Genomic DNA, 18,047 nt, shown 5'->3' with positions numbered 1-18,047 from the left:
CATGGCGCGCGGGGGGCAAGCCGGGCTGCTGACGCAGGCTCGACCCGCCTCTCGCATCAGCCGTTCTGTCGCGGCACGCAGACGGCGCGGAAGCCGGCGGCGGCGAAGCGCACCATGTAGTCGCAGGCGCTGTCCAGATCGCCGGACTGGCACAGGCCGGCCGACAGCCGGTCCAGACGTCCGGTCTCGCCCAGGGTCAGGGTCAGGGCGCCCGACAGGTTGTGGTAGGCCCAGTAGAGATCGGCCTCCCCGGCGTCCGGCAGGATGCGTTTGACCAGTTCGATCAGGCGGCGGATGGCCGGGTCGAAATAGCGGGCCATGGTCTCGCCGCCGAAGGCCGGGTTGGCGTTGGTCTGGGCCACGAGGGCGGCGTAGTTTTTCCACCCCGGGCCGCCCTTCAGCGACCACTGGAAGGGGGGGCGCAGGAAGGCTTCGAACAGGCCTTCCAGCGTCATGGCGTCGCCGGCGGCCTCGGCGTAGCGGTCGATGGCGGCGACGCGCTCGTTGTTCCAGACCTCGGCGCGGCGGATGAAGACGGCGTCGAACAGCTCCTTCTTGGCCCCGAAGTAATAATGGACCAGGGCGGTATCCACGCCGGCCTCGCGCGCCACCTCGCGGATGGTGACGCCGTAGAAGCCGTGTTTGGAGAACAGGTCCTCGGCCGCGTTCAGGATGGCGTCGCGGGTCTCGCCCGCGCCGGCGGTCTTGGTCTTTTTCGGCCGACCGCGGCGGGCCGGCGCGGCGGCGACGGGCGGCAGGGTCGGGGCGATGTCGTCGTCACGTGTCATGCGCGCAAGCTAGAGCGAAATCGGTTCAGATGCGAACGCCTCTGAACGCAGATATTCGCTCCAGCATCAATCCTGGAGCCTGATGCCGAGCATCAGGCTCGGGGCGTGGTTCGACCTCCAGTGCAACGGCGCCACAGGCGCGTCGGATTTGCGGCGGTTCCCAGCGTGGCCGTTTGACAGACCGGTGAAAGATCGGCACGTTCCGTGAAAATCATTGAACGCTGAATAAAAGCGTCGATTGGGCTGGAAACAGAGATTGGGATCCAAATGAACAGACTCGTGAAGACCGCCTTGCTGGCGGGCGCCGCCTGGGGCGCGCTCTCGGCCAGCGCTGTGGCGCAGCAGGTTTCGACCGAAGCGCAGGCCTCGAACGTCGACGACATCATCGTCACCGCCCGTCGCCGCGAGGAAAGCCTGAAGGACGTACCGGTCGCGGTGTCGGTCCTGGGCGCCCAGCGTCTGGAAGAAACCGGCGCGAGCGACATCACCGCCCTGCAGCAGCAGACCCCGAACGCCACGGTTCAGGTCGCGCGCGGCTCGAACTCGACGCTGATCTCCTTCATTCGCGGCATCGGCCAGCAGGATCCGCTGTGGGGCTTCGAGCCCGGCGTCGGCCTCTATGTCGACGACGTCTATGTGGCGCGTCCGCAGGGCGCCGTTCTGGACATCTTCGACATCCAGCGCATCGAAGTGCTGCGCGGCCCGCAAGGCTCGCTGTACGGCCGCAACACCGTCGGCGGCGCGATCAAGTACGTCACGGCGCGTCTGAACCCGGATGAGGCCGAAGGCACGCTGCGCGGCGCCTACGGCAGCTACAATCAGATCGACCTGCTGGCCTCGGGCTCGACCCCGCTGGGCGACAAGCTGCGCATCGGCGGCGCCGTCGCCAGCTACAACCGCGACGGCTTCGGCAAGAACCTGAACACCGGCGCCGAACACTATAACAAGGACGTCCTGGCCGGCCGCGTCAGCGCCGAATTCCAGCCCTACGACAACACCTTCTTCCGCCTGGCCTATGATCGGGTCGAGGACAAGTCGAACCCCCGTCACGGCCACCGCGAGATCGCCGGCGTCGGTCCGGGCGCCGGCGTGCCCAGCAGCGTCTATGACACCTACGCCGGCCTCGGCGACAAGAACAAGGTGACGACCGAGGGCGTGTCGCTGACCGCCCAGGTCGATCTGAACGACGTGTGGTCGTTCAAGTCGATCACCGCCTATCGCTCCGGCGACACCGACACCCTGATCGACTTCGACAACACGCCGGCGCCGACGCTGGACATCCCGGCGGTCTACGGCGACCATCAGTTCACCCAGGAATTCCAGGCCCTGTTCACCGGGGACCGGATCCAGGGCGTGGCCGGGATCTTCTATCTGGACGGCACCGCCTCGGGCGCCTTCGACACCATTGCCGGCAACCTCGGCGTCGTGGTCGGCACCGCCGGCTATGTGAAGACGACCAGCATCGCCCTGTTCACCGACGTGAACCTGGACCTGACCGACCGTCTGCACCTGGGCCTCGGCGCCCGCTATACGCTGGACGACAAGACCGGCCACGTCTTCCGCGCCAACTATCTGGGCGCGACCCGCAGTCCGCTGCTGGGCGGCACGGCGCGCGCGCCGATCCTGCTGCGCACCGACTATACGAACTCGAACAGCTTCGACCAGTTCACGCCCAAGGCCTCGCTGTCCTACGACTTCTCGGACCGCATCACCGGCTACGCCTCCTATTCGAAGGGCTTCAAGTCGGGCGGCTTCGACATGCGCGGCGACGCCATCCTGACGCCGAACACGGTCAACGGCTATCAGCCGGAAACCGTCGACTCCTACGAGATCGGCCTCAAGGGCTCGGCCTTCGACCGCCGCCTGACCTTCAGCTCGGCTGTCTTCTACAACAAGTACGAGGACCAGCAGGTCACCACCCAGGTTCCGGCCGTGGGCGGCATCGCCAGCTTCGTCGACAACGTCGGCTCCTCGAAATTCTACGGGGCCGAACTGGAAGGCGCGCTGGTCGTCACCAACAACCTGACGGCCAACTTCGCGGTCGGCTACCTCGACTCCAAGTTCGAGGAGTTCCTGCGCTACAATCTGACGACGAAGCAGTACGAGGATATCTCGAGCCAGGTGGTGTTGCAGAACGCCCCGAAATGGACCGGCTATCTGGGCCTGACCTGGCGCGGCGACGTGGCGGGCGGATCGCTGGCGGTGACGCCGTCGGTCAGCTACCGCGACGCCTACAGCCAGTTCGAATTCCCCAACCCGATCCTGGATCAGAAGGCCTTCGCCCTGGTCGACCTGGCGGTGGTCTGGACGGACCCGAGCCAGAAGTGGACCGTCGGCGTCTTTGGCAAGAACCTGACCGACGAGGAATACCGTGTCGGCGGCTACAACTTCCTCGGGGCGACCTACAACGACTCGGTGATCGGCTATTACGGCCCGCCGCGCACCGTGACGGCGTCGCTGCAGTACAAGTTCTGATCCGTCCTTTTCTCCTGAACGCCTGATCATTTGATCGCGGGCGGCGGTCCGAACTGGACCGCCGCCCTTTTTCTTTGGCGCCGCCGGGCGCCGCCGCTACGGTCCGTCGCAACCAGACCTGAGGCCCAAGGGGGGCACGCCATGACCACGTCCGAGGCCGCCGCGCCGCAGCAGGCCGAAACGGCCGAAAAGGCCGTCTCCCCAGGCTATCGCTACTATGTGCTGGGGGTCCTGATCCTCATCTACATGCTGAACTTCCTCGACCGTCAGATCATCGGCATCCTGGCGGCGCCGCTGAAGGCCGAGTTCGGCCTGTCGGACACCCAGTTCGGGCTGCTGGGCGGGCTGGCCTTCGCCCTGCTCTATTCGACCCTGGCCATTCCCATCGCCTGGCTGGCCGACCGGGTCAGCCGCGTCTGGATCATGACGGCGGCCCTGACCCTGTGGTCCGGTTTCACCGCCCTGTGCGGCGTGGCCGGCAGCTTTGGTCAGCTGTTCCTGTGCCGCATGGGCGTGGGCATCGGCGAGGCGGGCGGCGTGGCCCCGGCCTATTCCCTGATCGCCGACTATTTCCCCAAGTCGCAGCGCGCGCGGGCGCTGGCGGCCTACGCCTTCGGCATTCCCCTGGGCATGGCGGCCGGCACCCTGGTCGGCGGTCTGCTGGCGGCGACCTACGGCTGGCGCACGGCCTTCATCGTGGTCGGCGTCCTGGGCGTGCTGGTTGCGCCAGTCCTGCGCCTGACGGTCAAGGACCCGAAACGCGGCGGCATGGATACGCCGGCTTCGGTCGCGCCCGCGCCGGTCGCGCCGCTCGTGCACAAGGCCCCGCCGTTCGGCGACGTGCTCAAGACCCTGGCCCCCAAGCCCAGCTTCTGGCTGCTGGCTTTCGGCGCGGCCTCGTCGTCGGTGTGCGGCTATGGCGTGGCGGCCTGGCTGCCCAGCTTCTTCATGCGCAGCTTCGGCCTTACCCTGGCCAACACCGCCTGGTACTATTCCGGCATCGTCCTGGCCGGCGGCGTGGCCGGCATCTGGATGGGCGGCTACATCGCCGACCGTCTGGGCAAGAAATCGAAGTCGGCCTATCCGCTGACCCCGGCCATCGCCTTCCTGATCTCGGTCCCCTGCTTCCTCCTGGCGATGAATTCCGGCGCCCTGGTCGGGGCGGTCATGCCGGGCGCTGATCCGAACGGGTTCGCGGCCCTGACGCTGGCCTTCCTGATCTTCCTGATCCCGACCGGCCTGAACCTGGCCTGGCTGGGACCGATCACGGCAGCGGTGCAGCAACTGGCTCCGCCGTCGATGCGGACCACGACCTCGGCCCTTTTCCTGCTGATCAACAACCTGTTGGGGATCGCCGTCGGCATCTACTATTTCGGCTGGATGTCCGATCTGCTGCGGCCGGCCTTCGGCGAGGAAAGCCTGCGCTGGGCCATCTACACGGGCATGGGCTTCTACCTGCTGTCCTCGGCCCTGCTGTTCGGGGCCTCGCGCACGCTGAAGAAGGACTGGGTCGACTGATCCGACCTGAGCCGTTTCGCGCATAAGAATAGCCTGGCAGGCGCATAAGGAGACGGACGGTTGCGTCTGCGAAGGCGCGACGCCTATAAGCGCGACCAAAGTTTCCACACACCTCCTCCCAACGGCGCGGATCAGACATGAACATTCACGAGTATCAGGCCAAGCAGGTTCTCAAGGCCTTTGGCGCCCCGGTCGCTGAAGGCGTGGCCATCACCAGCGCCGACCAGGCCGAAGCCGCCGCCAAGCAACTGCCTGGCCCGCTTTACGTCGTGAAGTCGCAGATCCACGCTGGCGGCCGCGGCAAGGGCAAGTTCAAGGAACTGCCGGCTGACGCCAAGGGCGGCGTGCGCCTGGCCTTCTCGATCGAGGACGTGGTCAAGAACGCCAAGGAAATGCTGGGCAACACCCTGGTGACGGCCCAGACCACGGACGCCGGCAAGCAGGTCAACCGCCTCTACATCGAAGACGGCGCCGACATCTCGCGTGAACTGTACCTGTCGATTCTGGTCGACCGCGCCTACGGCCGCGTCGCCTTCGTCGTCTCGACCGAAGGCGGCATGGACATCGAAACCGTCGCCCACGACACCCCCGAAAAGATCATCACCGTCGTCATCGACCCGACGATCGGCGTGACCGAAGCCGACTGCGCCGCCCTGTCGGACGCGCTGAAGCTGGAAGGCGACGCCCGCGAGGACGGCAAGTCGCTGTTCCCGGCCCTGTATAAGGCCTTCGTCGAGAAGGACATGGCCATGCTGGAAGTGAACCCGCTGATCGTCATGACCGACGGTCACCTGCGCGTTCTGGACGCCAAGGTGTCGTTCGACGGCAACGCCCTGTACCGTCACGAAGACATCCGCGCTCTGCGCGACGAGACCGAAGAAGACGCCAAGGAAATCGAGGCCTCGAAGTGGGACCTGGCCTACGTGGCGCTCGACGGCAACATCGGCTGCATGGTCAACGGCGCCGGCCTGGCCATGGCGACGATGGACATCATCAAGCTGTACGGCAAGGAGCCGGCCAACTTCTGCGACGTCGGCGGCGGCGCCGGCAAGGAGAAGGTCGCGGCGGCCTTCAAGATCATCACCGCTGACCCGAAGGTCGAGGGCATCCTGGTCAACATCTTCGGCGGCATCATGAAGTGCGACGTCATCGCCGAAGGCGTGGTCGCGGCCGTCAAGGAAGTGGGCCTGAAGGTGCCGCTGGTGGTGCGTCTGGAAGGCACCAACGTCGAACTGGGCAAGAAGATCCTGAACGAGAGCGGCCTGGCCATCACGGCTGCGGACGACCTCGATGACGCCGCCCAGAAGATCGTCGCGGCGGTCGGCTAAGGCTTCACGCCTTACTCGCCACCGCCCTGCAGACACACAGATTCAGAGCACAGACACATGTCCATTCTCGTCGACAAGAACACCAAGATCATCGTCCAGGGCCTGACCGGCAAGACCGGCGGCTTCCACACCGAACAGGCCCTGGCCTATCACGGCACCCAGATGGTCGCCGGCGTGCATCCCACCAAGGGCGGCACCAACTGGACCGGCTCGCACGGCGAAACCCTGCCGATCTACGGCTCGGTCGCTGAAGCCAAGGAAGCCACGGGCGCCGACGCCTCGGTCATCTACGTCCCGCCGGCAGGCGCCGCCGACGCCATCATCGAAGCCATCGAGGCTGAAGTCCCCTTCATCACCTGCATCACCGAAGGCATCCCGGTGCTGGACATGGTGCGCGTGAAGGCCCGCCTCGAAAAGTCCAAGTCGCGCCTGCTGGGCCCGAACTGCCCCGGCATCCTGACCCCGGAACAGTGCAAGATCGGCATCATGCCGGGCAGCATCTTCTCCAAGGGTTCGGTCGGCGTCGTCTCGCGCTCGGGCACCCTGACCTATGAAGCCGTGTTCCAGACCACCAACGCCGGCCTGGGTCAGTCCACGGCCGTCGGCATCGGCGGCGACCCGGTCAAGGGCACCGAGTTCATCGACATCCTGGAAATGTTCCTGGCCGACGACGAAACCCAGTCGATCATCATGATCGGTGAAATCGGCGGCGGCGCCGAAGAAGACGCCGCCCAGTTCCTGATCGACGAAGCCAAGAAGGGCCGCAAGAAGCCGATGGCCGGCTTCATCGCGGGTCGTACGGCTCCGGCCGGCCGCACCATGGGCCACGCCGGCGCCATCGTTTCGGGCGGCAAGGGCGATGCGGAATCCAAGATCGCCGCGATGGAGGCTGCGGGCATCCGCGTCTCGCCGTCGCCGGCGCGCCTGGGTCATACTTTGTTGGAAGTGCTGAAGGGCTAAGAAGTCCTTCAAAAATAAAAGAACGACGTTCCGGGGCGAAATTTAGCGTCCTGCGACCTTTTGAAACGCCTCCGGAATCGTCCGGAGGCGTTTTTTCTTGCGGATTCGACCAATTTCCACCCGCAACGCCCCGCTTCGGTCATGACCAGTAAGGAAACACGGCCTATATGAGCGGCGCCGCTCACCGCGCAGGCGTGCGCGCGCGGCCGAATGTAGGACGATGTGAGAAACATGGCGGACGATGCAGGTCAGCTGAACCAGGTCTTTGCCGAGACCAGCTTCCTCTATGGCGCGAACGCCGCCTTCATTGAGGACCTGCACGAAAAATGGGCTTCGGACCCCGGCTCCGTGTCGGGGGAATGGCGCGCCTTCTTCGATCAGTTGAAGGACAACGCCGACCTGGTGAAGCAGTCGGCCGCCGCCGGCTCGTGGGGCCGCGGCGCCGCCACCGACCCGACCGAAGACACCGCCGTCTTCGACGGCCGCTGGCCCGCTCCCAAGGTCGATGCCAAGGCCGCCGGCGGCAAACCCGGCCCGCGTCCGGCCGCCCCGGCCGCCTCGGCTTCCGGCGCCTTGACCGCCGACGACGTGCGCGCCGCCGCCCATGACTCGATCCGCGCCCTGATGCTGATCCGCGCCTATCGCGTGCGCGGCCACCTGCAGGCGACGCTGGACCCGCTGGGCATCGAGCAGCCGGTCGACAACCCGGAGCTGACCCCCGAATTCTACGGCTTCACCGCCGCTGACCTGGACCGCCCGATCTTCCTCGACGGCGTCCTGGGGATGCAGACCGGCAGCGTCCGGCAGGTGCTGGAACTGCTGAAGCGCACCTACTGCGGCAACATCGGCGTGCAGTACACGCACATCGCCGAGCCGGAAGAGAAATCCTGGCTGCAGCAGCGCTTCGAAGGCCCGGACAAGTTCGAGCAGAACGCCTTCACGAAGGAAGGCAAGCTGGCCATCCTGCACAAGCTGATCGAGGCCGAGGGCTTCGAACGCTTCCTGCACAAGCGCTTCCCCGGCACCAAGCGCTTCGGCCTGGACGGCGGCGAGGCCATGGTCCCGGCCTTGGAGCAGGTGATCAAGCGCGGCGGCAACCTCGGCGTCGACGAGATCGTCTTCGGCATGGCCCACCGCGGCCGCCTGAACACGCTCGCCGCCGTCATGGGCAAGCCCTACAAGGCCATCTTCCACGAGTTCCAGGGCGGTTCGACCGTCCCGTCGGACATCGAGGGCTCGGGCGACGTCAAATATCACATGGGCGCCTCGTCGGACCGTGAGTTCGACGGCAACAAGGTCCACCTGTCGCTGACCGCCAACCCGTCGCACCTGGAGATCGTCAACCCGGTCGTCCTGGGCAAGGCGCGCGCCAAGCAGGCCTTCGACATCCGCGACGCCAACGCCGGCAAGCCCGAGGCCGAATGGGCGCTGGACCGTTCCAAGGTCGTGCCCCTGCTGATCCACGGCGACGCCGCCTTCGCCGGCCAGGGCGTGGTGGCCGAATGCTTCGCCCTGATGGGACTGAAGGGTTACCGCACCGGCGGCACCCTGCACTTCGTCATCAACAACCAGATCGGCTTCACCACCAGCCCGCGCAACTCGCGTTCGTCGCCCTATCCGTCGGATGTGGCGCTGATGGTCCAGGCCCCGATCTTCCACGTCAACGGCGACGACCCGGAAGCGGTCGTCTTCGCCGCCAAGGTGGCGACGGAATACCGTCAGAAGTTCCACAAGGACGCGGTGGTGGACATGTTCTGCTACCGCCGCTTCGGCCACAACGAAGGCGACGATCCGACCTTCACCCAGCCGCTGATGTATTCGAAGATCCGCGCCCAGCCGTCGACGCGCGAGATCTACTCCAAGCGCCTGGTCGAACAGGGCGTGGTCACCCAGGCCGAGGTCGACGCCGAGATCGCCCGTTTCGAGGCCTTCCTCGACGCCGAGTTCGAAGCCGGCAAGAGCTTCGAAGCCAAGAAGGCCGACTGGCTGGACGGCCAGTGGCAAGGCCTGGGCCTGCCCAAGGGCGACGATCAGCAGCAGCTGCGCGGCCAGACCGCCGTCCCGGCTGAGAAGCTCATCGACTACGGTCATCGCCTGACGCAGATTCCCAACAGCGTCGACGTGCACAAGACGCTGAAGCGCGTCGTCGAGGCGCGCCGGGAGACCGTCACCACCGGCCAGAACATCGACTGGGCCACCGCCGAAAGCCTGGCCTTCGCCTCGCTGCTGGACGAGGGCTACAACGTCCGATTGTCCGGTCAGGACTCGGTGCGCGGCACCTTCTCGCAGCGTCACTCGGGCATCACCGACCAGACGACCGAGCAGCGCTACATCCCGCTGAACCATCTGCGCGACGGCCAAGCCCACTTCGAAGTCATCGACTCGGCCCTGTCGGAAGAGGCGGTGCTGGGCTTCGAGTACGGCTACTCGCTGGCCGACCCGAACACCCTGACCCTGTGGGAGGGCCAGTTCGGCGACTTCGTCAACGGCGCCCAGGTCGTCATCGACCAGTTCATCAGCTCGGGCGAACGCAAGTGGCTGCGCATGAGCGGCCTGACCATGCTGCTGCCGCACGGCTATGAGGGCCAGGGCCCGGAACACTCCTCGGCCCGTCTCGAGCGCTTCCTGCAGCAGTGCGCCGAAGACAATATGCAGGTCGCCAACTGCACCACGCCGGCCAACTATTTCCACATCCTGCGTCGCCAGATGCACCGGTCGTTCCGCAAGCCGCTGATCCTGATGACGCCCAAGTCGCTGCTGCGTCACAAGAAGGCGGTCTCGACCATCGCCGACATGGCCGAGGGCTCGTCCTTCCACCGCGTGCTGCGCGACGACGCCCAACTGCGTCCCGAAGTGGCCGGCGTCTCGCTGAAGGCGGACAAGGACATCCGCAAGGTCATCGTCTGCTCGGGCAAGGTCTATTATGACCTGCTGGACGCGCGCGAGAAGGCGGGCGTCAACGACATCTACATCCTGCGTCTCGAGCAGTTCTATCCGTGGCCGATCAAGTCGATCTCGACCGAGCTGGCCCGCTTCCCCAATGCCGACCTGGTCTGGTGTCAGGAAGAGCCCAAGAACATGGGCGGCTGGACCTTCGTCGATCCGTGGATCGAACTGACGCTCGAGAAGATGGATATCAAGGCCAAGCGCGCGCGTTATGTCGGGCGTCCGGCCTCCGCCTCCACGGCGGCCGGCCTGATGAGCCGCCACCTGAAGGAACTCGAGACCTTCCTCGCCGAGACGATGGCCTGACCGGCCCCCGCCTGACCTATAGATACGCCAAGACACGAAAAGACACTGGACCCAACCATGGCCGACATCCTGACCCCCGCTCTCGGTGAATCCGTCAGCGAAGCCTCCATCGCCAAGTGGACCAAGAAGGTCGGCGACGCCGTCCGTAAGGATGAAGTCCTGGTCGAGCTGGAAACCGACAAGGTTTCGCTGGAAGTCGTGGCTCCGGCCGACGGCGTCCTGGCGGCGATCAACGCCGCTGAAGGCGACACCGTGGTTCCCGGCACGGTGCTGGGTTCGGTGAGCGAAGGCGCTTCGGCTCCGGCCGCTGCGCCCGCCGCTGCTTCCGCCCCGGCTGCGGCTGCGGCTGCGGCTCCGGCCGCCGCTTCGGCTTCGATCTCGATCGCCGTCCCGACCATGGGCGAGAGCGTCGCCGAAGGTTCGATCGGCACCTGGCTGAAGAAGTCGGGCGACACCGTCGCCAAGGACGAACTGCTGGTCGAGATCGAGACCGACAAGGTCGCGGTGGAAGTCTCGGCCCCGGCCGCCGGCGTCCTGACCATCGTCGCCGACAACGGCGCGACCGTGACCCCGGGTCAGGTCATCGGTTCGATCTCGGCTTCGGGCGCGGCCGCGGCTCCGGCCCCCGCCCCGGTCGTCGCCGCTCCGGCCAACACGGGTTCGGCCCAGGCTTCGGCTCACCTGTCGCCCGCGGTTCAGCGTGTCGTCTCGGAAAACAACCTGAACCCGGCCTCGCTGTCGGCCTCGGGTCCGAAGGGCAACATCACCAAGGCTGACGCCATCGCCGCCATCGGCGCCGCCGCTCCCGCCGCCAAGGCCGCCGCTCCGGCCGCTCCGCGCGCCGACCAGCCGCGCGAGGAGCGGGTGAAGATGACGCGCCTGCGTCAGACCATCGCCCGTCGCCTGAAGGAATCCCAGAACACGGCCGCCCAGCTGACCACCTTCAACGAGGTGGACATGACCAACGTCATGGCCCTGCGCGCCCAGTACAAGGAAGTGTTCGAGAAGCGCCACGGCGTGAAGCTGGGCTTCATGTCCTTCTTCACCAAGGCCGTGGTTCAGGCCCTGCACGAGCTCCCGGCCGTCAACGCCGAGATCGACGGCACGGACATCATCTACAAGAACCACTACGACATCGGCGTGGCCGTCGGCACCGATAAGGGTCTGGTGGTTCCGGTCCTGCGCGACGCCGACACTTTGTCGCTGGCGGGCATTGAAAAGGGCATCGGCGCCCTGGGCAAGGCCGCTCGTGACGGCGCCCTGACCATGGATCAGATGCAGGGCGGCACCTTCACCATCACCAACGGCGGCACCTATGGCTCGCTGATGTCGACGCCGATCCTGAACGCGCCGCAGTCGGGCATCCTGGGCATGCACAACATCGTGCAGCGCCCGATGGCCATCAACGGCGAGGTCAAGATCCGCCCGATGATGTACCTGGCCCTCAGCTACGATCACCGCATCGTCGACGGCAAGGAAGCCGTGACCTTCCTGGTCCGCATCAAGGAACTGCTGGAAGATCCGGCGCGCGCCCTGCTGGACCTGTAAGGCCCGCAAGCAACGCGAAAACTGACGACGGCGGCTCTTTCGGGAGCCGCCGTTTTCAATTGGGCCGGGCGTGCTAGCCTCGCCCCATGAGCCTTGTCGAGATCGCCCGGTATCAGGATGTGTACGAGGCCGACCTCGCGGCGGCCTTTCTGGCGTCGCACGGGGTCGAGGTCGATGTGACCGAGCGGTTCCAGACGACGGTCGATCCCCTGATGCAGCGCGCGCTGGGACTACGGCTGATGGGGCGGGCCGATCAGGCGGAACAGGCCCGAGATTTGTTGTCGCGCGTTCGGGCGGGCGAGTTCGCGGCCGATGACGAGGACGACCTGTCGCCAGGCGAGCCGACGACGCGCGCCGTCGGTCGGGGGCTGGCTCTGTTCATGGCGGCCACAGGCGGCTTCGCCAGCACCAGCTTGCCGCGACGGCTGCGGCCGGTTCACTGGATCGGCGTGGCCCTGATCGGCGCGATCGCTGCGATCAGCCTGATCCTGGCCCTGACGGGCGTTTTCAGTCCGTCCTATTGAGCGTCGCCAGCACTTCGTCCGTGTCCTGCCCCAGCCTGGGCGGCGGGGCGTCGTAGCGCACCGGCGTCTTCGACAGGCGGATGGGCGAGGCGACGGTGCGGATCGGCGTGTTCAGGTCAGGACGCGACTGTTCGACGGTCAGGCCGCGATGGAGCGCCTGGGGCTCCTCGAACACCTGGTCGATGGTGTTGACCGGGCCGCAGGGGACGCTCGCCCCCTCCAGGGCCGTCATCAGCCCCTTCATGGTGAAACCGGCCGTCAGGGCCGACAGGGTGGCCGACAGCTCGATGCGGTGCTGGACCCTGAGCGCATTGGTCGCGAAGCGGGGATCGGCGCCCATGGGCTCGACGCCGAGGGCCTTGGCCAGGGCGCGGAACTGGCCGTCGTTGCCGACCGCGATCACCACCATGCCGTCCGAGCAGGGGAAGGGCTGGTAGGGGGCCAGGTTGGGGTGGGCGTTGCCCATCCGCGTGGGAGCCTGGCCCGAGACGAAGTAGTTGGTGGCCTGATTGGCCAGCATGGCCGCCTGGACGTCGAACAGGGCGATGTCGACCTGCTGACCCTCGCCGGTGGCGCGGGCGTGCATCAGGGCGGCGAGGATGGCGTTGGAGGCGTAGAGGCCGGTGAACAGGTCCACGACCGCCACCCCGACCTTCATCGGCTCTGCGCCCGGCGCGCCGTCTGGCTGGCCGGTGATGGACATCAGCCCGCCCATGGCCTGGATCATGTAGTCGTAGCCCGCCCGGTGGGCGTCCGGCCCGTCCTGGCCGAAGCCGGTGATCGAGCAATAGACCAGGCGCGGATTGAGGACCGACAGAGCGGCGTAGTCGAGGCCGTACTTCTTCAGCCCGCCGGTCTTGAAGTTCTCGACCACCACGTCGCAGGTCGTGGCCAGTTTGCGCACGGCCTCGGCGCCTTCAGGCGTGGCGATGTCCAACTCGACGGACTTCTTGCCCCGGTTGGCGCAGAAGAAGTAGGCGGCGTCGCCCTTGGAGCCGTCGGTCGTGGTGGTGAAGGGCGGGCCCCAGTGGCGGGTGTCGTCGCCCGCGCCCGGCCGCTCGATCTTGATCACCTCGGCGCCGAGGTCGGCCAGCGTCTGCGTCGCCCACGGGCCGGCCAGGACGCGGCTGAGATCAAGAACACGAACGCCGGAAAGGGGGCCTTGGATCTGGGTCATAGGACCTGACTAGCCCGCCTCAGACGAAGCGAGAAGGCCTAGAGCCCCACGTCCCAGACGCCAGCGTTGCGCATCCGGCATTCGCGCGCTTCCTCGGCGCGGCCGCCCATGTCGCGGGCCATGCCGCGGATGGCGTCGGAGACCGTGCTCTTGTGCACGCCCGGCACAACCGCATGCGCGAAAGCGCAGCCGGCCAGCCGGATCAGCTTGAAGCCGAACCGCGACGACGCGGCCATATGCTCGAGATAGGTCTCGCTGACCTCGCGCGGGTGATCGCGGAACAGGCGTGAAAAGGTGTTCGACATGGTTCCAGCCTAACGCGGTTCCCCGCCGCCCTCTACCCGGATGATGCATTTTGGCCTAAACCTGCGACCGGAACCGGGGTCGCGTCGTCACGCCCCTTCCACCCGGCGTGACGCTCAGAGAACTCCGCAACTCGCGCAGGAAACACGCCATGGCTGACGGCTCGCACGCCCCGCAACAGACCTTCCGCTGGGACGACCCGTTCGACCTGCGCGGCCGCCTGACCGACGACGAGCGGATGATCCAGGACGCGGCGCGCTCCTATGCCCGCGAGGCCCTGCTGCCGCGCGTGGTCGCGGCCTTCCGCGACGAGACCTTTGACCGCGCCATCATGACCGAGATGGGCGAGATGGGCTTCCTCGGCGCCATGCTGCCCGAGCAGTACGGCGGCTCGGAAGCCAGCCACGTCGCCTATGGCCTGATCGCGCGCGAAGTCGAGGCCATCGACAGCGGCTATCGCTCGGCCATGTCGGTGCAGTCGTCGCTGGCCATGTACCCGATCTACGCCTTCGGCTCGGAAGAACAGAAGTTTAAATTTCTCCCGAAGATGGCGGCGGGCGAACTGATCGGATGCTTCGGCCTGACCGAGGCCGACGGCGGGTCCGATCCGGCGTCGATGAAGACGAAAGCGGTCAAGGTCGAGGGCGGCTATCGCCTGAACGGCGCCAAATACTGGATCACCAACAGCCCGATCAGCGACCTGGCCATTGTCTGGGCCAAGCTCGATGACAAGATCAGAGGCTTCATCGTCGAGCGCGACTTCGACGGTTTCACCACGGACAAGATCGGCGACAAGCTGTCGCTTCGCGCCTCGATCACCGGCGACATCGGCCTGAACGACGTCTTCGTGCCGGAAGCCAACATTCTGCCGGGCGTGCAGGGGCTGCGCGGTCCTTTCAGTTGCCTGAACAAGGCGCGGTTCGGCATTGCCTGGGGGGCCATGGGCGCCGCCGAGTTCTGCTTCCACGCCAGCCGCGACTATGTCGGCGAGCGGATGCTGTTCGGCCGTCCCCTGTCGTCGCGCCAACTGGTGCAGAAAAAGCTGGCCGACATGCAGACCGAGATCTTCCTCGGCTTCGAGGGCGCCTATGCCCTAGGACGTCTGCTGGACACCGGCGCCTGGGTTCCCGAGGCCATCAGCCTGATGAAGCGCAACAACTGCGGCAAGGCCCTGGCCGTGGCGCGCGAAGCCCGCGACATGCACGGCGGCGCGGGCATCACCGGCGAGATGCACGTCATGCGCCACGCCATGAACCTGGAGACGGTCAATACCTATGAGGGCGCCCACGACGTCCACGCCCTGATCCTGGGCCGGGCCATCACGGGGCAGAGCGCCTTCTAGGAAGGCTCTTTTCTCGCCGTTACGGTGAAGCTAAGGGGGAGGCGTTCACGGAGATTCCCATGTTCGTCAAACGCGTCCTTCTCGCCGCCGTCTCTGCGGCGCTCATCCTCGCCGCGCCCGCGCAGGCGCAGGAGGGGGCGGTTCAGGACCTGTCCCCGCGCCTGACCGAGGCCTTGGCGGGAACGGACGTGCCCGGCACGGCCGTGCTGACTATCCGGAACGGCGTCGTCGTCGGCGAGGGCGTGGCGGGCGTTCGGGACCTGGACAGCCGAGCGCCGGCCGCGATCGGGGACGTCTGGCACCTGGGCTCGGACGGGAAGGCGATCTCGGCGACGGTGATCGCCCGCCTGGTCGACCAGGGCGTCCTGTCATGGACCGCGCCGTTGGAGACGATGCTGCCGGACCTGGCGGCAGCCATGCGGCCCGAATACCGCCAGGCGACCCTGGTCGATCTGCTGTCGCATCGCGCGGGCCTGCCGGACATCATCGGCCTGGACGAGACCCTGGCCTTTTTCGACGATCCGCGCCCTCTGCCCGAGCAGCGCCGGGCCTATGCGGCGGTCGCCGTGACACAGCCCGCCGAGGTCGAGCCGCGCACCGTTCAGCACTACAGTAACGGCGGCTATATCCTGGCTGCGGCGATCGCCGAACAGGCCACCGGAAAGCCGTTCGAGCAACTGACCGTCGAGCAGGTCCTGAGGCCTCTGGGCATGACGACCGCGGCCTTCGGACCCACCGAGCCCGGGCAGCCTCTGGGTCATGAGGGGGGCAGGCCTCTGACCGGCCCTCGCGCCGACAATCCGGCCGTGCTGGCCCCGGCGGGCGAACTCCACATGAGCTTGCAGGACTGGGCCTTGTTCGCCGTCGACCAGGTCGAGGGCGAGACTGGAAAGGGCAAGCTGTTGTCCGCCGAGAGCTACCGTCGTTTGCATCGTCCCGAAGGCGACAGCGGATCGGCGCTGGGGTGGGGGGCGCGCGGCGATTTCGCCAAGATGCCCGGACGCTTCCTGACCCATGTCGGATCCAACGGCTACTGGAACGCGATGATCGTGGTGCGTCTGGATAATCGCAGCGCCATCCTGACCGTCGCCAACGGAGGCGACGACACCGAGGCGGCGGCGTTGAATTTGAAAGTGTTGCGCATGTTGGCGGCGGAAACGCTGGGCGACTGACCGCGCCGCGTGGTTCGTTGCGAACGGGGCGGTCGTCACGTCTGGAATCTCGCGCTAGGCTGCAAGCCTGTGAAGGGATCGACCATGATGCGACACACCCTGCTGGCCTCGACCGGCGCCGTCCTGGCCGTGATCCTCAGCATCGCGCCGGTCGGCGCCCCCCTTGGCGTCGCGGCGGCCTTGGCCCAGACGCCGGGCTTTCAGGGCCTGCCCTACGATGCGCGGCGCGGCGTCTTCACCTTCGCCGCGGGACTGGACGCCTCCCTGCCCGCCGTGGTCCAGGTCACCACCCTGGGTCAGTCGCGCGGCCCCAGTTCGGCCGGTGAGCCCAAGCCCGCCCAGGGCGGATCGGGCGTGATCATCGACGCCGCGAACGGCATCATCGTCACCAACAACCACGTCGTCGAGAACGGCCAGAAATTCACCGTCGACATGATCGACGGTCGCCTGTTCGACGCGGTGCTGATCGGGTCCGACAAGGCCACCGACATCGCCGTGCTGAAGATCGAGGCCAAGGGACTGTCGCAGGTCGAGACGGTGGATTCCGACACCTTGCGCACGGGCGACCTGGCCTTCGCCGTAGGCTATCCGCTGGGGCTGGATCAGACTCTGACCATGGGCGTGATTTCGGGCCTGAACCGCTCGGGCTTGGGCGACGCCATCGAGGACTATATCCAGACCGACGCGGCGGTGAACTCGGGCAATTCGGGCGGGCCGCTGCTGGACAGTCGGGGGCGGCTGATCGGCATCAACACCTCGATCCTGTCCAGCGGCATGGGCGGCGGCAACGACGGCATCGCCTTCGCCGTGCCGACACGGATCATGATGTTCGTGGTCGATCAGTTGCGCGCCTCGGGCGAGGTCAAGCGCGGCCAGATCGGCGTGGCCCTGGGGTCGCTGACGGCCGAGCGGGCCCGCGACCTGGGCCTCAATATCGTGCGCGGGGCGGTGGTCTATGACGCCGCGCCGGGATCGCCCGCCGAACAGGCGGGGCTGCGCCCCGGCGACGTCATCACCCGGATCCAGAACCGCCCCGTAGCCAACGCCGGGTCGGTCCAGGCCACGGTCGGCATCGCCCGGCCGGGCGCGACCCTGCCGGTGGTCTATCTGCGCGGCGGGCGTGAGGCGACCGCCAGCATGACGGTCGCTTCGTCTGATCCCGTGGCGGTGCGCGTCGGGGTCAGCGCGGGGATGGCGCGCGGCCTGACCTTCCGTAACGCCGGCGACGGCGCGGGGGCCCAGATCACGGTGGTCGAGGGCGGATCGGTCGCGGCGGCGGCGGGGCTGCAGGCCGGCGACGTCGTGGTCGAGGCGGGCGGCGCGGGCGTGGACGGCATGGCGGCTCTGGCCCGCGCGCTGCAGGGCGCGACCGGCGCGATCGACCTGACCGTGACGCGGGAGGGAGAGCGGACGATGATCAGCCTGCCCGGCTGATCCTCAGTCTCGAGGTCCAGACAGCAAAACGCCCGCGCTGCCAGGAGGGGGAGGGGGGCAGGCGCGGGCGTCTCGCTTGGAGGAAGCATCGGCCCATCGAAGCCCTTTAGCGGAAAAATCCTGGGGGGCTGGGGGGGCTGTTCAGGATCCGGGACTCTTCCGAACTCCGACAGGCCGATGGTTTATCTCTGGCATCCGTTCCGGGCGGGCGAACGACCGAATGGGG

Annotated in this window: 13 protein-coding genes; 10 read left to right on the top strand and 3 right to left on the bottom strand. The window is 67.0% G+C overall.

Features of this window, described 5'->3' with window-relative positions; genetic code table 11:
* Positions 1–56: 56 nt before the first annotated feature.
* A complete protein-coding gene (locus AC1DJ5_RS13095; RefSeq protein ID WP_477020896.1) occupies positions 57–788 on the bottom strand; it encodes a TetR/AcrR family transcriptional regulator in 732 nt (243 codons plus the stop codon).
* A gap of 267 nt (positions 789–1,055) precedes the next feature.
* Here AC1DJ5_RS13095 and AC1DJ5_RS13090 point away from each other — a divergent pair, with 267 nt between their 5' ends.
* From AC1DJ5_RS13090 to AC1DJ5_RS13060, 7 genes are all read left to right on the top strand, one after another.
* Positions 1,056–3,263, top strand: a complete 2,208-nt coding sequence (locus AC1DJ5_RS13090) for a TonB-dependent receptor (RefSeq protein ID WP_477020895.1) — start codon at positions 1,056–1,058, stop codon at positions 3,261–3,263.
* Positions 3,264–3,404: 141 nt separating this feature from the next.
* Positions 3,405–4,781, top strand: a complete 1,377-nt coding sequence (locus AC1DJ5_RS13085; protein ID WP_477020894.1) for a spinster family MFS transporter — start codon at positions 3,405–3,407, stop codon at positions 4,779–4,781.
* 137 nt (positions 4,782–4,918) lie between these two features.
* Positions 4,919–6,109 carry an ADP-forming succinate--CoA ligase subunit beta gene (sucC, locus tag AC1DJ5_RS13080; RefSeq protein WP_477020893.1) on the top strand — a complete coding sequence of 397 codons (1,191 nt, stop codon included), beginning with the start codon at positions 4,919–4,921 and terminating at the stop codon, positions 6,107–6,109.
* Positions 6,110–6,166: 57 nt separating this feature from the next.
* A complete protein-coding gene (gene sucD / locus AC1DJ5_RS13075) occupies positions 6,167–7,069 on the top strand; it encodes a succinate--CoA ligase subunit alpha (RefSeq protein WP_441456275.1) in 903 nt (300 codons plus the stop codon).
* A 231-nt stretch (positions 7,070–7,300) separates the two neighbouring features.
* Positions 7,301–10,321, top strand: coding sequence for a 2-oxoglutarate dehydrogenase E1 component (locus tag AC1DJ5_RS13070; RefSeq protein WP_477020892.1), 3,021 nt, complete (start codon positions 7,301–7,303; stop codon positions 10,319–10,321).
* 57 nt (positions 10,322–10,378) lie between these two features.
* Positions 10,379–11,869, top strand: a complete 1,491-nt coding sequence (gene odhB / locus AC1DJ5_RS13065) for a 2-oxoglutarate dehydrogenase complex dihydrolipoyllysine-residue succinyltransferase (protein WP_477020891.1) — start codon at positions 10,379–10,381, stop codon at positions 11,867–11,869.
* Between the two features lie 86 nt (positions 11,870–11,955).
* Positions 11,956–12,393 carry a hypothetical protein gene (locus AC1DJ5_RS13060; RefSeq protein WP_477020890.1) on the top strand — a complete coding sequence of 146 codons (438 nt, stop codon included), beginning with the start codon at positions 11,956–11,958 and terminating at the stop codon, positions 12,391–12,393.
* Here the strand turns inward: AC1DJ5_RS13060 and AC1DJ5_RS13055 are convergent.
* Positions 12,377–13,570, bottom strand: coding sequence for a CaiB/BaiF CoA transferase family protein (locus AC1DJ5_RS13055; protein ID WP_477020889.1), 1,194 nt, complete (start codon positions 13,568–13,570; stop codon positions 12,377–12,379). The two genes, AC1DJ5_RS13060 and AC1DJ5_RS13055, sit on opposite strands and share 17 nt — an antisense overlap.
* A 38-nt stretch (positions 13,571–13,608) precedes the next feature.
* Positions 13,609–13,875 (bottom strand): DUF6356 family protein, encoded by a 267-nt coding sequence (locus tag AC1DJ5_RS13050; protein WP_441456270.1) that lies wholly within the window; start codon positions 13,873–13,875, stop codon positions 13,609–13,611.
* A 149-nt stretch (positions 13,876–14,024) separates the two neighbouring features.
* On the opposite strand from AC1DJ5_RS13050, the gene AC1DJ5_RS13045 reads away from it, so the two are divergent.
* The 3 genes from AC1DJ5_RS13045 to AC1DJ5_RS13035 all read left to right on the top strand — a co-directional run bounded on the left by AC1DJ5_RS13045 (position 14,025) and on the right by AC1DJ5_RS13035 (position 17,821).
* Positions 14,025–15,215, top strand: a complete 1,191-nt coding sequence (locus AC1DJ5_RS13045) for an acyl-CoA dehydrogenase (RefSeq protein ID WP_477020888.1) — start codon at positions 14,025–14,027, stop codon at positions 15,213–15,215.
* 59 nt (positions 15,216–15,274) lie between these two features.
* Positions 15,275–16,387 carry a serine hydrolase domain-containing protein gene (locus tag AC1DJ5_RS13040; protein ID WP_441456268.1) on the top strand — a complete coding sequence of 371 codons (1,113 nt, stop codon included), beginning with the start codon at positions 15,275–15,277 and terminating at the stop codon, positions 16,385–16,387.
* 84 nt (positions 16,388–16,471) lie between these two features.
* On the top strand, positions 16,472–17,821 hold the full coding sequence (locus AC1DJ5_RS13035) for a trypsin-like peptidase domain-containing protein (protein ID WP_477020887.1): 1,350 nt from the start codon (positions 16,472–16,474) through the stop codon (positions 17,819–17,821).
* Positions 17,822–18,047 lie beyond the last annotated feature (226 nt).

The sequence above is a fragment of the Brevundimonas sp. 01N35 genome (assembly GCF_056399785.1).
Note: the sequence above shows the minus strand (reverse complement) of the source record. Positions and strands in the feature narration are given on the sequence as shown.